The following is a 17,134-nucleotide window of genomic DNA, read 5'->3' as shown; positions in this document are numbered from 1 at the left end:
TGTTTATTATTTTTTTAATACGATCTCCGTTTTTTTGATTTTTGCTATTGAGTTGAAGGATATTGTTTTGCTGGGATTCAATACTTAAATATTGTGATTTATCCCCAAGATGACTACTAATTTGTTCATTCTGCAACTTCTGGTTATTATAATTTTCTTTGCTATTCAATCGATTTAACTCATTAACGTTAGCAGACTCAATCCAGTATTTTTTTCGTTCAAAAGGATAAGTTGGTAAAGGAAGTCGATGACGTTTTTGATTGGCATAGAACCCTGACCAATCTACTTGTATTCCATACATCCATAAATATCCCAGAGTCTTTAATAAGAATACAGGATCAGATTGTTGATCGTGAGGATGACTTATAGAACAAAACAAAAGTTTTTCCGGGAATTGTTGCTTAGTCAAAGTACTTAAAGTGCGACCAGCCCCAACTTCTAAAAAAATCCGATTTGGCTGTTTACACAATTCACTAATGCCATCAGCAAAGCGTACTGATGACCGCAAATGTTTAGCCCAATAACTATTATTTGTCGCCTCTTCTGGAGTGATCCAAGTACCAGTTACGTTAGATAAAAAAGGTATTTTTGGGTAATTAAGATTGATTTTTGCTAATAGCTTGGTAAACGGCTCTAGAATCGAGTCCATCATTTGAGAATGAAAGGCGTGAGATGTATGCAGAGAACGGTAGTCAATCCCTTGCTTGGTTAAGCGGTTTTGCAAATCTTCAATCTCTGCGCTTGGGCCCGAAACTACACAACGCTCTGGTGCGTTAATGGCTGCTAAGGAAAGTTTATCACCTAGCATCTGCATAACTTTTTTCTCCGGTAGCGCTACAGCCAGCATTGCGCCTGAAGGTAGTTGCTGCATTAATTGCCCACGAGTAGCAACTAGCATCAAAGCATCTTCCAGAGAAAATACCCCAGCTAAACAAGCGGCGACATATTCTCCTATACTGTGACCAATCATTGCACTAGGATGCACTCCTCTAGCTATCCACAATTGTGCTAAAGCATATTCAATTACGAACAACGCTGGCTGGGTAATATTAGTTTGTATTAACTGCTGTGTCGCCCATTGCTTCTGTTCTTGGCTGGGATAAAGGATAGTGCATAAGTCTAACCCTAAAATAGGTTTAAGTTGTTCACAGCAATAATCAACTTGTTCCCGGAAAATTGGCTCGGTTTGGTATAATCCTAGACCCATTCCTACATATTGAGATCCCTGACCAGGAAACATAAACACAACTTCTGGCTCACCTGGTTCTTGATAGTGCGTGAGAACTCGTTTCGGGTCTTTTGTTTCTAAAACTCTGATTGCATCATCAATATCTTGACAAACTACCATCCGACGATAGTTAAAAGCTCGACGGCCTACTTTAAGAGTGTAAGCAACATCAGCTAAGTTTAAATCGGGATGCTGTTTGAGGTGATTAGCCAGATTTGCCGTAGCTGCCTCTAATGCTGATTCCGTTTTCGCAGAAACAACCAACAGATGATGTTTCCTGCCCTGCTCCCCTTGCTTTTCCTGCTTCTCTACCGGAGCTTCTTCTAGAACTACATGAGCATTAGTGCCACCAATACCAAAGGAACTGACTCCCGCACGTCTAGGGTGTCCATTTGACTTCCATTCTGAAAGCTTGGCGTTAACGTAGAAGGGACTATTAGCAAAATCAATCTGGGGTGATGGTTCTTGAAAGTGCAAACTGGGTGGTATTTGCTTGTGTTTGAGCGCGAGGACAGTCTTGATTAAACCTGCAACACCAGATGCAGTATCTAGGTGGCCGATATTCGTTTTTACTGAACCAATGGCACAGAAATTCTTTTTCTGAGTTCTGGCGCGAAAAGATTTAGTTAAGGCTGCAATTTCAATCGGATCTCCTAAAACGGTGCCGGTGCCATGAGCCTCTACATAACTGACCATATCGGGTTCAATTCTGCTGATGGCGAGAGCTTCGGCAATCACCTTGGCTTGACCATCGATACTAGGAGCTGTATAGCCAATTTTGGCAGAACCATCATTATTAATCGCTGAACCTTTAATCACAGCATGAATATAATCTCCATTAGCGATCGCATCTGCTAATCGTTTTAAAATTACTATACCTACCCCATCACCGCCAACTGTTCCTTGCGCTTTGGCATCAAAGGCGCGGCAATGTCCATCGGGAGACAAAATTCCCCCCTCTTGATAGGCATAGCCAGCTTTTTTTAAGTTAGTTATAGAAACTCCACCTGCTAAAACCAGATCGGATTCACGATCTATTAAGCTTTGGCAGGCTAAATGAATAGCAACTAATGAACTAGAACATCCAGTTTGGACAGTAATAGCTGAACCCTTTAAATCTAATTTATAAGCAACTCGTGTAGTCAGATTATCTGTACGATTATGATGTCTAATTTGGTCAAGACCAACTAATTTGATTAATTCAGGATTGGAAAAAAGATTGAATAAAAAGTAACTACTAATACTGGCACTACCGTAAACACTAATTCGACCTTGATAAGTTTTAGAATCATAGCCAGCACTTTCCAAAGCCTCCCAAGCTGTTTCCAAAAATAGGCGGTGCTGAGGATCTATTATTTCTGCTGTTTTGGGAGAGTAATCAAAGAATGCAGCATCAAATAATTCTATATCTTCTAATACAGCATTTGCTTTGACATAATTTGGATCATTTATTGTATTTGTATCTACTCCCATTGATTCTAGCTCTTGGTCGGAAAAAAATGAAATTGCTTCCAAACCATCTTTGAGGTTTTGCCAGAAGTTATCCAAATTACTAGCTTTAGGAAAACGCCCCGACATACCAATAATAGCTATGTCTAAATCGCTTATTTGAGTCTCCTTACAGTCTTCAGGTGTCATGGGTAAGCTGTTATTAGTAAAGGTTTTAGTCGTGCTACTTTTGGTCGAATTATTTACCGATGTTGCGCCCTTGACTGTCTGGAATTAGTGCGGCTTTGGGCGCGTTGAGTGCTTTCTTCAAAAGAAGCTACTTCGGTCTGTTTCCGCGTTAAATATTTAGCTAATGAGTTGATAGTTGGATATTCAAATAAATTAATCACCGATATATTGCTGAGGAAAATTTCTCGTAGTTTAGCGTGAGCTTGAACAAGCAATAATGAGTGACCACCGATATCAAAGAAATTATCATGAATGTCCACTTTCTCAACATGAAGAATCTGTTGCCAGATATCAGCGATACTTTGCTCTACCTCAGTTTGTGGTGGTTCATAATTCGCTGCCAATTCTGGGCGATTGCCATTTGATTCTGGAAGTGCATTACAATTGATTTTACCATTGGATGTTAGTGGCAGAGCCTTCAACATGATAAAAGCTGAGGGCATCATGTATTCTGGTAGTTTCTCTCTAAGAAATCTTTGCAGTTCGCTAACATTGAGTGTTTGTGTTTGCTTAGAAACAACGTAGGCGATTAAGGATTTGTTGCTATTGTCTTCTCGAACAGAAACTACAGCTTGTTGTACTTGCGGATGTTGACACAGTACGCTTTCAATTTCTCCAAGTTCAACACGAAAGCCCCTAATTTTTACCTGCTGATCAACTCGCCCAATGAATTCAATATTGCCGTCAGCTAAGTAACGAGCCATATCACCAGTTTTGTATAGACGCGAACCCATCTCTGCAAAAGGATTAGGAATAAACTTTTCTGCCGTTAGATCAGAGCGATTCAGATAACCTCTGGCTAACCCCGCACCACCGATGTACAGTTCACCTGGTACACCGATGGGTACTGGTTGCAGTTGCTTATCTAGTAAATAAATCTGCGTATTGGCAAGCGGACGACCAAGGGGTACTGTTTGCGTACTAATTTGCTGATTTTGAACTGCGAAGGTAGTAACCCCTACGGTGGCTTCTGTAGGGCCATAGTGATTGAAGATTAAGCTGGATGGAGCTTGCTGGCGAATCTGCTCAATAAGTTGCCAACTTGCAGCTTCGCCGCCCAGAATTAGCTGCTGGCGGGGCAAGATGGAATCAGATGGGGCAGAGGCGAGAAGAGTAGCAAGGTGGGAGGGGACAATTTTGAGGCAGTCAATGGGATGGGTGCGGCAGTATTTTGCCAAGATTGCTGAGTCAGTAGCACACTCGATGGATAATATATGCAGACATCCGCCAGTACAAAGGGCAGCAAAGATTCCAGTGTTACCCAAGTCAGCAGCTAAGGTGGAAACAGTGGCAAAGTTAGTTGTGGTTGATAAGTCTAACCTCTGTGTGATTCCGTGAAGGTAATTCAGCAGTTGCTGGTGTTCGATCGCAACTCCCTTCGGTTTACCAGTAGAGCCAGAGGTAAACAAAACATAAACTAAATTCTGGGCTGTGATTTCACTGATGGGATTTTCATCTTTGTGATCGGCAATGATATCCCAATCTGTGTCTAAGCAAACTATCTGTGCTACATCTGTTGGCAGATTATCGACTAATCGCTGTTGTGTCAATATTAATGGTATTTCGATATCCTGCAATCGGCTAGCAAAACCTTCCTTGGGTAAGGTTGGATCTAGCGGTAGATAGGCTCCACCAGCTTTTATGATGCCTAAAAGCCCAATAATCATCAAGAGCGATCGCTCTGTGCAAAGTCCTACTAAAACTTCCGGCTTGACTCCTCGCTGTTGCAAATATTGGGCAAGTTGATTAGCTTTGCGGTTCAACTGTGCATAAGTGAGTTGCTGATCTTCAAAGACAACGGCAATTTTATTTGGTGTTTTTTGTACTTGTTCTTCAAATAGTTGGTGAATACATTTATATTGGGGATTGTCAATATGTGTTTGGTTAAATTCTACTAGTAATTGTTGGCGATCACTAAAGCTCAGAATTTCTAATTGGCTAATTTTCTCTTCGGGATTAGCAGTTACACTCGTTAATAAAATTTGGAATTGTCTGGCTAGACGTTCAATAGCATCGGCTGTAAAGTAATTTACATCGTAGTAGAACTCTGTGGTTAAAGAATGCTCGCGTTGAGTACAAGTGAGTTTTACTTTAAATTGTTCAATACAACTATAATATTGCTCAAGAGAAAATGATACGTCGCCAGCAACGAGTTTTTCTGGTAGTTGCTCAAACTCGAAACCGATGGGAAAAGCTAGTTGTTCGTAATTTTCTATCGGTTCTGGCACAAAATAATCTTGCCATTCTGCACTAGCTTCTATAGTCTGATTAGCTAGTTCTACAACTTCTTGAAAGCGTAAGTCTGGTGTCAAATGGCTTTTAATTGGCAACCAAGTAGCAACAAGTCCTAATAAACTGTATAGTTCTTCGTAGTCTCTGCGATCGCTAGCCATACCAATAATGATATCTGGCTGTCCTGTAAGTCGCCAAATCAGCGTTTGCCAGCAAGCTAGTAAGATGACAGCAGTAGAAGTATCATACTTTTGAGCTAAGTTGGCAATCTTGGCTGTCACATCAGGGGGAATATCTAATCGACAGCAGTTGATCTCAAACTTGGATGGCTGTGATGGCTGGCTTTCAAGAGGTAATTTCAACGAAGCAAGTGGAGAAAGTTGCTCATGCCAATATTGCTTCGCTGCTTCTGCATCTTTATCTGCGAGTAATTGATTCTGCCATTCTGAGAATTGTAGATATTGTACAACTTCTTCAGATAGTCTCTCACCTTGTAAACAAGCAGAGTATGAATTGCTGATTTCTGTCACCAGATTCTTGAGTGTCCAAGTATCGGCACAAAGTGAAGGCAGACTAATAAGTAAAATATGCTTTTTTATTGAGAGCGTTAGTAGAGATATATGTAATAGTGTTCCTTGCTCAAAGTCCAAATTCAGGGCTGCTGCTGCTTGGAAAAGCTCTGCAATTTTACTTGAGATTTCCTTGGGTTCACAATGATTCAGATCGATGTTATCCCACGATAGAATACTACTATTTTTTACATCCATCACAGGAATTTTCATTCCAGATAGGCAGTGAAAAGTTGTACGTAAAATTCCATGTCGAATAATGACTTGTTCTAAAGCAGCTTTTAATACTTCTGGTTTGAGATTGCCTTCTAGAAGAAGGGCACATTGAGCAAAATAAGCTGAATTATATTGTTGTAATGACCAAAGACGCTTCTGTTGAGGGGAAAGGCGAAAACCTTGAGTTATTTGAGTTGGCATATATAGGAGCCTTAAATCATTTTTAAAAATAAATTAACCACAGAGGCGCAGAGAACGCAGAGAGAAGAATTGGAGATGTTCTCGACTTTTCAAGTCGTAGATGGAAGCGATCGCATCATAATTAGTATTGCGTTGTTCTGAAGATATCAAGTATTTATCCTCCTTTTTATGGAATTTATTTATATTTATTTTTTTCGATTACTGAATCATTTCTGCCATTGCCACAACAAGTTTGCGAGAACCTATATATGGATTTCGCCCGTGAGCAGTCAGCATATTATCTAACATTAAAATATCGGTTTTTTGCCAAGTAAAGCTAGTCTGTGACTGCTGATAAACTTCATTTATTTCTGCAATAACTGAGTCTTCTATAGGAGTACCGTCTCCGTAATAAACATTACGCGGTAGCTTTTCATCTCCAAAAGTAGACAACAAAGATTCTCGAACCTCTGCATCTAGATACGTTATATGGTGTAACTGAATTTGATTAAAAAATACAGGTTCGTTCGTTTTTGGATGTACTGCTAAAGCTGGACGAACTTGGCGCGTAATTAGACTGTTATCATCATACCATTCAAAATCAATTTTAGCCTGACGACAATAATTTTCTACGATAGATTTGTCATCGGTACGAAAGAAGTTTTGCCAGCTTACATCTAGACCATTTGTATAGTGACGAACATACATTAATTGTTTTCGCTCTAATCTTTCTCGCAGCTTGGGATTGAGAATTTTGTAAGCTTGGCGGCAGTCTATAATCGGTGTTTCTCCACCTTGTTGTGCTGGTTGCACGCAGAAAAACCAAATTTTCAGAGGCCACTGATGTAAATGAGAGCTTTCATTATGAAAAAGGATTGCTTTATCCGGTGGATAAGGGGTAGAACCATAAACTTTACCACCTTCTCCAGTCCGAGGTAAATCACCATAATCACCAAACAATTCTGGCGAAATTGTCTGAGCAAAACTTTCGAATTCTGAGACTAATTCTACATTAAAACCTCGAAATAAAATTGCCCCATGCTTTAATAATTCTGTCTGGATAAATTCCTGGTTAGTTTTAGCCCAAGCTACCAAATCAATATCGTCTGTAGCTGGCTGAATTACGAGAGGAAATGTTTGCCCTGGTTGGAGATAATTAGTTTTTACCAATCTTTCTGGTAACAAGCTAACAGCTTTGGGAGTTATGCCGATTAACTTTTTCTGATTAAAGGCTCTACGTTCTTTTTTTTGTATAGCTTGTTGTTTTCTTTCAGCTTCGGTAAGCATTTCTAAGCTAGCAATCCGAGCATCGGGTTGTGAAATTATACTGTTAAGAAGTGTCTGGAAGCGATCGGTCATAAGAGTGATAGTGCTGGCATCAAATAAGTCAGAGTTATATTGCCACTTACCTGAAATTCCTTGCTCTGTTTCAGTCAGAAATAGCGCTAAATCAAATCTAGCGACTTTGTGTTCAATTTCTAACAAACTTAAGGTTAGTCCTGGTAATTCCAAAGGTGGCATGGGTGCATTTTGGAGGACAAATAATACCTGAAATAATGGCGGAGTGTTGCTTAAATTCCGCTCCGGTTGTAGAGCTTTTACTAATTCATCAAAAGGCAAGTCTTGATGGCTGTATGCTCCTAATGCTACTTGACGCACTCGCTCAAGCAACTCTCGAAAACTTGGATTACCACTCAAGTCGGTGCGTAAGACAAGCAGATTCACAAAAAAACCTATCAGCAACTCAGTTTCAGCTAAGTTACGGTTAGCAACATCAGTCCCAATCACGATGTCATCTTGATTTGTGTAGCGTTGTAGTAACACCTGAAATCCTGCTAGCACGGTCATAAATAAGGTGGCACCCTGCTGGCGTGAGAGGGTTTGCAGTGCTAAGGACTCTTGAGGAGGAATTACAAAAGTTTGAGAAGCACCCCGGTGGGTTTTAATGTCTGTGCGGGGACGATCTGATAATTGCATTACAGGGAGGTTATTCCCCAATTGTTGCTTCCAGTAGGCGAGTTGGGTTTCTAGTACTTCTCCTTGTAACCACTGTCTTTGCCATACAGCAAAGTCTGCATATTGGATGGGTAATTCTGGGAGTAGAGAAGGTTTATTACAAGAAAAGGCTTCGTACAGTAATGCTAACTCCCGAATAAATATACCCATTGACCAGCCATCTGAAACAATATGGTGGATTGTGAACAATACTATATGCTCTTGTTCACCGACGCACAGGACAGTGCATCGCATTAATGGAGCTTGGGCTAGATCAAAAGTGTGTTGAGCTGACTCGATAATGAGTTGTTGAATCTTAACTTCCCGTTCTACCTCTGGTAAGTCGCGCAGGTCTAATACTGGCAATGTCACAGTTTGGGTTGAGATGTTAGCGCCGCTTTCGGTGGGAATCGCCTGAAATGGTTGTCCATCTACCATATAAAAAGTAGTATTCAGGACTTCATGACGACGGACAATTTCATTCAAACTCTGCTCTAGCAAAGCCACATTCAAAGAACCTATGAGCCGCACACCTACGGGTATGTTGTACATAAAGCTGTCTGGCTGGAGTTGCTCTAATAACCATAATCTTTGTTGGGCAAACGACAGTGGTAAATGACCATCTCTAGCAACGCGTTGGATGGGCGGAATTTCTCTGACTATTTCTGCTTTCATTGCCTTGTGAATTTCTGCGGCTAGTCTAGCTACCGTTGGTGACTCAAATAAACCGCGTAGGGGTAAATCGACCTCAAAAGCTTTCTTCACGCGAGAAATAACTCTGGTTGCTAATAGTGAATGCCCGCCTAACTCAAAGAAATTGTCATAGATACTAAGGATTTCCACACCCAGAACTTCTTGCCAAATCCCGGCTAATACGTCTTCAACTGGATTGCGAGGTGCGATCGCACTTCCTTCGAGATGGGGTCTGGCTGGATCAAATGCAGGCAAGGCACGGCGGTCTATTTTGCCATTAGGTGTTAGGGGCAGTGCTTCCAAAATCACAAAGGCTCTTGGTATCATATAACTTGGTAGTTTCTTCTCTAGAAAGCGGCTTAGTTCACTAATTGCCACTACCCGATCGCGCTGAAGAACTACATAAGCTACCAAACGGCGATCGCTGGGTTCATCGCCTTGAATCACAACTACACTTGTCTGCACCTCTGGATGTTGGTTCAGTAAGGCTTCAATTTCTCCGAGTTCGATACGGAAGCCCCGAACTTTCACCTGATGATCGATCCGTCCCAAAAACTCTATGGTTCCGTCGGCTCGGTAGCGAACCAAATCCCCAGTTTTGTAAAGGCGATACTTCTTTGAAAATTGGTCTTCTTTCACTCTGCTTTGAAAGGGGTGCGAAATGAACTTCTCGGCTGTGAGTTCTGGTCTGTGAAGATAACCACGAGCTAATCCAGCACCACCAATATGCAATTCACCAGGAATTCCCACAGGAACTAGTTTCTGCCCTGGATCTAAAATATAGAATTGTGTGTTGGCAATCGGGCGACCGATAGAGACGATGCCATCTTGTAGCTCTATTTGCTCTTTGTCTACCTTGTGAATCGCTGACCAAATGGTGGTTTCTGTTGGCCCGTATAAGTTCCACACTTGGCAGCCTCCTTTGACCAACTGATCCGCAAGACTGCGATCGAGGGCTTCACCACCACAAAGAATTTTCAGCCTACTACTACCTTGCCACCCAGCAGCTAGCAGCAGCCTCCAGGTAGCTGGCGTAGCTTGCATGACGGTAGCACCAGAAGAAACTAGCTGTTCTGATAACTGTGTGGCATCAGTTGCCACTTGACGGCTGACTATTACCAAACGAGCGCCGGTAATTAATGGCAGATATAGTTCTAGTGCGGCAATATCAAAGGATAATGTGGTGACAGAGAGAAGGATATCTTGTTGAGTCAGCCCAGGATTCAGGCGCATCGTACTTAAGAAGTTAACGACAGCACTGTGGGTAATCTGCACTCCTTTTGGTTGACCAGTAGAACCGGAGGTGTAAATCACATAAGCCAAGTTGTCAGCAGTGGCGTTGTGAATGGGATTGTCAGCACTACCTCCGGGAATTTTCTCCAGACATACTACCTGAGCTTGATGTTGTGGCAACGCCGCTAGTAAATTCTGTTGAGTTAGCAGTACTGAGACTTGGGCATCTTCTAGCATGAATGCGAGGCGTTCCGCAGGATAGGCTGGATCGATTGGTAAATATGCACCACCCGCTTTCAGGATGCCCAATAGTCCAATAATCATTTCTAGCGATCGCTCTGTGCAAATTCCCACTAGCGTTTCTTTTCCTACACCCAATGTTTGTAAATGGTGTGCTAGCTGATTTGCACGGGTATTTAGCTCTTGATAGGTAAGTTGTTGATCTTCAAAAACTACTGCGATTGCATTTGGTGTTCGTTCTACCTGCGCCTCAAACAACTGATGAATACAAATTTTCGGATAATCAGCTGGCGAATCATTCCAATCTACTAGTAGTTGCTGTTGTTCTACCTGGGTCAAAATTGGTAAATCTGATAGCTGCTGGTCTGGATTGGCGACAATTCCTTCTAGCAAGGTTTGAAAATGTCCTTGTATCCTAGCGATCGCAGCTGAGTCAAATAAATCGGTGTTGTATTCGAACACCCCAATTAATCCTTGTGCAGTGTCAGTCAGCGACAAAGTTAAATCAAATCTGGCTATTTCAGTGTCTACTTCCACCGGAGTCAGACTCAATCCTGAAAGCTTCAGTGTTTCCATTGGGGCATTCTGCAACACGAACATCACTTGAAATAGCGGCGTGTGTCCTAAGTTGCGGTCTGGTTGCAACTCTGCAACTAGCTGCTCAAAGGGTAAATCTTGGTGAGTATAAGCATCCAGTGTTACTTCTCGAATTCGCCGCAGCAATTCTCTAAAACTCGGATTCCCTGATAAGTCGGTACGCAGAACCAGGGTATTGACAAAAAAGCCAATTAGTCCTTCTATCTCGCTGCGGTTGCGATTGGCGATCGCAGAACCGACGAGGATATCAGTTTGACTTGTATAGCGATACAGCAAGGTTTTGAATGCTGCAAGCATTGTCATAAATAAAGTGACTGCTTCCCGTTGCGAAATTGACTTGAGCGCCTGGGAGAGAGTCTGAGGAATAGACCACGACTGCTTTTTGCCTCTAAAGGTTTGAATAGCTGGGCGCTGGCGATCGCTTGGAAGTTGCAGCACTGGTAAATTTCCACCTAACTGCTGTTTCCAATAAGCCATCTGGGAGGTACGTACCTCTGTTTGCAACCACTGTCGCTGCCATAAGGTAAAGTCTGCATATTGGATAGGCAGATTGGGCAATAGTAAAAGCGTTCTAGTAGAGAATGATTCATAAAGTGCAGCCACTTCCCGAATCAGTACCCCTACTGACCAAGCATCAGCAACAATGTGGTGGATGGTGAACAGCAAAATATGCTCATCATCTGCCAATTGCAAGAGGGTGGTTTGTAGCAATGGACTTTGAGTTAAGTCAAAAGAATGCCGTGCGTGCAAATTATTCAGCCGTCGAGCTTCCGCCTCTCGTTCCTCTAGAGATAACTTCTGAAGATCCACCACTGGCAAGGTGATGTTGAGTGCTGGCGCAATAACTTGCACTGGTTCGCCATTGACGTTGACAAAACTAGTTCGCAAAGCTTCATGGCGTTGCACAATTTCTTGAAAACTCTGCTCTAAAATTGGGACATTGAGTGAGCCTTTAAGTAGAATTGCACTGGAAATGTTGTAAAAAGGATTGCTCGGATCTAATTGGTCAAGGAACCACAATCTTTGCTGGGCAAAAGATAAAGGCAATGCTTCATTCCGAGGAACGCGCTCAATTGGTGGAATTTCTAATTTCTCACCGCTCCTCATTGCCGTTTCAATTAGTTCCGCAAGTCCGGCGATCGTAGGTTTTTCAAACAAACTACGTAACCGCATCTCTACTTGGAAGGCTTCGCGCACTTGGGAAACAACTTGTGTCGCTAGTAAAGAGTGCCCTCCCAATTCAAAAAAGTTATTGTGGATGCCCACACGCTCAATACCAAGCAGCCCAATCCAAATTCCTGCTAGTACTTCTTCAACTGGCGTGCGAGGAGTTGCCAAACTGGTTTCTAATTCAGGGCGCACGGCGTTAAGTTCTAGTAACGCCTGACGGTCTACCTTGCCGTTAGGAGTTAGTGGTAATGCTTTGAGGATAATAAAGGTTGAAGGTAGCATATACTCAGGCAACCTGTCCCGAATATAACCGCGCAGTTCATTGATCGAGCAAAGAGATTCTTCGGAAGGTACAACAAAAGCTGCCAGATATTTTTGCCCAGACTCTGATTCTCTTACTAAAACTACAACCTCTCGCACATGAGGATGCTGATTTAATACAGCTTCAATTTCACCCAGTTCGATACGGAAACCCCGAATTTTTACTTGGTTGTCGATACGACCAAGAAATTCAATCGTGCCGTTTGGCAGATAACGACCTAAGTCACCAGTTTTGTAAAGTCGCGCTCCCGGTATGTCGCTGTAAGGATGGGGAATAAACTTCAAAGCTGTTTGGTCGGGCTGATTGAGATAGCATCGAGCAAGACCCGCACCACCAATGTAGATTTCACCCTTGACTCCTAGGGGAGCTAGTTTGTAGTTTTCTTCTAGGATATATACTTGGGTGTTAGCAATTGACCGACCAAGGGGGACTGTTGCTGCCAAATGACGCTCGACTTGCTCAGGCACAATCTCTAGGGTACATACACCGACACAAGCTTCTGTCGGCCCGTAGTGATTGAAGATTAGGCAATCTGGGGTATAGTGCTGAATCTGCTCGATCAGCTGCCAATTAGCAACTTCACCACCCAGGATCAATCGCTGACGGGGCAAGATGAACTTAGCCGAAGAAGATGCCAAAAGCGAGGCTAGGTGAGATGGGACAATCTTAAGACAATCGATTGGATGTTTGAGACAGTATTCTGCTAAGGCAGCTGAATCAGTAGCACGCTGATATGAGATCAAATGCAAACATCCTCCTGTACAAAGAGCAGGAAAGATAACGGTGTTACCCAAGTCCGCAGCCAAGGTGGAAACAGTGGCGAAGTTGATACCGCCTGGCAGGTTTAACCTATCTATAATGGCATTGACGTAATTAAGAAGTTGTTGATGTGCGATCGCAACTCCCTTCGGTTTACCTGTAGAACCAGAGGTGAACATTACATAGACTAGATTCTCAGGTGTCACTTCACTGCTGGGATTCTCATCTTTGTTTTGAGCAATCACCTGCCAATCTGTGTCTAAACAGATTACCTTGGCTGCATCTGTTGGCAAAATATCTAGCCAACACTGTTGTGTCAAAATGATATCTACTTGAATGCCTTGCAAGCGTAAGTTCAGACTTTCCTGTGGCAAAGTTGGATCTAGCGGTAAGTATGCGCCACCAGCTTTGAGGATTCCTAATAATCCAATCATCATTTCCAGCGTTCGCTCTGTGCAAAGTCCAACTACAACTTCCGCCTTAACTCCTTGTTGTTGCAAGTAGTGAGCTAGTTGATTGACTTTGCTGTTCAACTGTGCATAAGTCAGTTGTTGGTCTTCAAAGACAATGGCAATGTTATCAGGTGTTCTTTGTGCTTGTTCTTCAAACAGTTGGTGAATACATTTATGTGGATAATCACGTTGATTATTATTCACCTCGTATAGCAGTTGGTGTCTCTCAATTTGGCTGAGAACCTCTAACTCGCTGATTGTCGCATCTGGATTAGCGATCGTACTAGCCAACAAAGTCTGAAATTGCTCTATCAAACGTTTAATGTCTTCTGCCTGAAATACGCTATCGTAGTGCAATTCTGCTGTTAATGTGTCATCTTGGCGCAGGCAAGAAAGTTTTAATGTGAACCGTTCAATACAGGCATACTGCTGATAAATTGTAAACGATACATCAGCAGCTAGATACTTATCTGGCTGTTCTCTAAATTCAAAACAAAGCGGAAATAAATGTAAAGTGTTTTGTGTTAATCCTGCTATTTGTTCCCAGTTAAAATAATCTTGAATTTTATCTAACTGTTGGATTGATTTGTTATTTTTATATACAATATCTTTAATCTTGGATGTCGCTTCTATATTAATAGTTAACGGTAAATATTTAGAAAATAGTCCAACAACTGTCTCTAGCTCTTGATATTTTCTTCCGGCGAAAGCCATGCCCGTTGTCAGATGTTCTTGTTTAGTTAAACGCCAATTTAAAATCTGCCAACAAGCCAATATAAACTCAAAGGTTGAACTCTCATTATATTGATTTAGAATATCGATTTGTTTTATTAATTCAGGAGCGATCGCAAAACTTTGCGTTTGTGGTTTAAATACTAATTCGTCAGCAGATTGTTTTTCAAAAGGAAGTTTTAACCCTTGCAAATCCAACGCAATATTTTGTTTTTGCCAATAGTCTCTACCAGCTTCTGTTTCTGCTCCTTCCAATAATTCATTTTGCCATTCAGCTAGGTCTGCATATTGTAATGGTTCATTCTCTATTTCTTCACCCTGTAAGCAAGCTGCATAAAACTGACTAATTTCTCGCACCAAAATTTCTAGTGTAGTAATATCTGCACAAAGCCCTGGTAAGCTCACAATTAATACATATTTAGATGCCGATAAAGTCACTAAAGATAGCTGCAAAGGAGAACCTTGTACAATATCAAAAGGCTGTTTACTGATTTCATGAAATAATTCTGTCAGCGATTGTTCTTGCTCTTGAGGTGTCAAACTGCTCAAATCATAAGTGTTATCCAAATTTATCTCCTGCTTACCAATTACCTGCAATGGGATAGTCATTCCAGGTAAAGAGCGAAAGTTTGTACGGAGAATTTCGTGGCGATTAACAACTGTTCCTAAGACTAATTTTAAAATATTGACATCTAAATCTCCCTCAATCAGAACAGCACACTGAGAACGATAAGGAAGGTGATCAATTTCTTGCAATTGCCACAGATGTTTTTGCTGGGGTGAGAGTCGAAAACCTTGCATTTCCTCTAGCATTCTGATTCTCCGTACTTGGCACTAAATATATTAATTACTGTATTGTTCTGCCATTCCCACTGCAATCTTTCGCGCGCCCACAAATGGCATCCGTCCATGCGCTGTCAGCATATTATCGAGCATTAAAATATCTCCAGCTTGCCAGGGAAAAATAACCATTTCTTGTTGGTAAGCAGAGCGAATTTCATCTAATACAGCAGGTTCAATTGCTGAACCATCACCGTAATAAGTATTGTGGGGCAAATCTGATTCTGGGAACTCTGCTAATAATGGTTCGCGGATGCTTGGTTCCAAGGTTGAGATATGAAAGAAGGCAGCGTGATTAAACCACACTAGTTCATTTGTGTGCGGGTGTGTAGCAACCGCTTGGCGAACTTGACGGGTTCTCAAACGATTACCCTCTTTCCACTCGAACTCAATGCCATTACTACGACAAAATGCTTCTACCTCAGATGGATTGGTTGTTTGAAAAACTGTTTGCCAAGGTAAGCCAAAGCCGTCGCCAAAGTTACGGACATACATAACTCCTTTTTGACTGAAGCGATCGCAAATCTTACCATCAATCCGTTGCAACAATTTGCGAGTGTCTGCAATTGGTGTTTCTCCTCCTTGCTGTGCAGGCTGAATACAAAAAAAGAAAATCTTTAAAGGCCAGGTTTTGGCGTAAGAAAGTTCACTGTGCAGAAAAATACTTGAGTTGGCAGGATAGTCAGTTGAAGTATAAATATTACCTTGGATTGGGCTGCGTGGTGAAGAGCGATCGCGATATTCCAGTAACTCTCCAGTCACGCTTTTGATAAACTGCTCAAACTCCAAATAGTTCTTCACCTGAAAATTCCGAAACAGAATTCCGCCATGCTTAAACAAATGATTTGTAATCAACTCCCGATTACTCGCCGCCCAAGCAACTAAATTCACTGCATCTACAGTGGGTTGGATAAGCAAAGGAAGCGAATTTCCTGCCACTAAAGGTACTGCTTTAATCAATTCGGCTGGCGAAACATTGACACCTTGCCGTTTAGTTATTCGTAACTCATTGAGACTAAGTTTTGGGGACTCTGGAATTTTCATAATTTTGCTCCAAGAATTCCCTTCAGCTTTTAATACTGGTAAAAGTCAAACTCATTTCATCTGCTTTCTGGTCGATTTCTGGAAATTCTAGTCCCAGATCATCTAATGAATTGACACCCAGAGTTTCCAAAACGAATGGTTGCAATGTGTTGTTTTCAATAAAATTGCTACCTTCACTATTGTCGCCTTTATACACAATTACTAAATTATGGTAAAAGTGCAAAGAAACAATATTTTTATCAAAATAAGATGGAGTATAGCCGGGATTTAAAAATTCTTCATAATTCAATCCATCAACTAATTTTTTAAACATATTCATCACAGTTTTTGGGTCGTTCAAGTCAAGACTTCCACCCACGTTTACCCAATTTTGCATCATCACACTTTCTTGAGCAAAGTCTGACCACTTTTGTCCAAGACTTGGCCAGTAAGAATGATGAATATTTTCCGCAGCATAAATCCCGCCTTCGTTGAGTACAGGGAAAAATTTGTAGAAGGCTTTAATATGATGTTCATTAGCCGAACTACCATCTTCAATGATGATATCTAATGCTCCTGTTTCATTGAAAACATCTTTCATAAAAGATTCATCATTTTGATCGCCGTGAAATATTTTAATTCGGTCTTCTTCTAAATACCTTTTATCGACAATATCAATACCGTAGATCATACTATTTGGAAAATAAGTTTTAAAAGTTTTTAAAGCCTCACCTCCAATTGTGTGATCTTCATAACCCCCTACACCAATTGCCAAAATCTTGAGTTTTTTCCATTTCAAGGGAGCAAAATGACTTTGGTAGCGATGAGCAAACCGCAGTCTAGGCCATTCCTCATGGGCATAAAGAGCCGCTACTTGACTTAAATCATTTGGCTGTAAAAATGCCCTAACTTGACGCGGAAAACTTTTTAATGATTGGATTAAGTTCATTGATGTTACTCCAATTTATTTTTATGT

Annotated in this window: 4 protein-coding genes and 1 pseudogene; all 5 read right to left on the bottom strand. The window is 41.5% G+C overall.

The window, feature by feature from the left end; genetic code table 11:
• Positions 1 to 196 precede the first annotated feature (196 nt).
• A pseudogene (locus H6G86_RS14590) lies at positions 197 to 2,866 on the bottom strand (type I polyketide synthase); the annotation flags it as partial.
• Positions 2,867 to 2,919: 53 nt separating this feature from the next.
• Positions 2,920 to 6,123 (bottom strand): non-ribosomal peptide synthetase, encoded by a 3,204-nt coding sequence (locus tag H6G86_RS14585; protein WP_190934927.1) that lies wholly within the window; start codon positions 6,121 to 6,123, stop codon positions 2,920 to 2,922.
• A gap of 198 nt (positions 6,124 to 6,321) precedes the next feature.
• A complete protein-coding gene (locus tag H6G86_RS14580) occupies positions 6,322 to 15,108 on the bottom strand; it encodes a non-ribosomal peptide synthetase (RefSeq protein WP_190934926.1) in 8,787 nt (2,928 codons plus the stop codon).
• A 30-nt stretch (positions 15,109 to 15,138) separates the two neighbouring features.
• A complete protein-coding gene (locus H6G86_RS14575) occupies positions 15,139 to 16,179 on the bottom strand; it encodes a TauD/TfdA family dioxygenase (RefSeq protein WP_174708981.1) in 1,041 nt (346 codons plus the stop codon).
• Positions 16,180 to 16,201: 22 nt separating this feature from the next.
• Positions 16,202 to 17,107 (bottom strand): class I SAM-dependent methyltransferase, encoded by a 906-nt coding sequence (locus H6G86_RS14570; RefSeq protein WP_190934925.1) that lies wholly within the window; start codon positions 17,105 to 17,107, stop codon positions 16,202 to 16,204.
• Between the last annotated feature and the right edge of the window lie 27 nt (positions 17,108 to 17,134).

The sequence above is a fragment of the Nostoc sp. FACHB-133 genome (genome assembly GCF_014698055.1).
Lineage (GTDB): Bacteria > Cyanobacteriota > Cyanobacteriia > Cyanobacteriales > Nostocaceae > Nostoc.
The sequence above is the reverse complement of the archived record's forward strand: the minus strand, read 5'-3'. Positions and strand labels throughout refer to the sequence as shown.

Excerpts from the sequence above, each read along its gene's own strand:
- H6G86_RS14585 (WP_190934927.1), bottom strand. The coding sequence starts at position 6,123 with ATGCCAACTCAAATAACTCAAGGTTTTCGCCTTTCCCCTCAACAGAAG.
- H6G86_RS14580 (WP_190934926.1), bottom strand. The coding sequence starts at position 15,108 with ATGCTAGAGGAAATGCAAGGTTTTCGACTCTCACCCCAGCAAAAACAT.
- H6G86_RS14575 (WP_174708981.1), bottom strand. The coding sequence starts at position 16,179 with ATGAAAATTCCAGAGTCCCCAAAACTTAGTCTCAATGAGTTACGAATA.
- H6G86_RS14570 (WP_190934925.1), bottom strand. The coding sequence starts at position 17,107 with ATGAACTTAATCCAATCATTAAAAAGTTTTCCGCGTCAAGTTAGGGCA.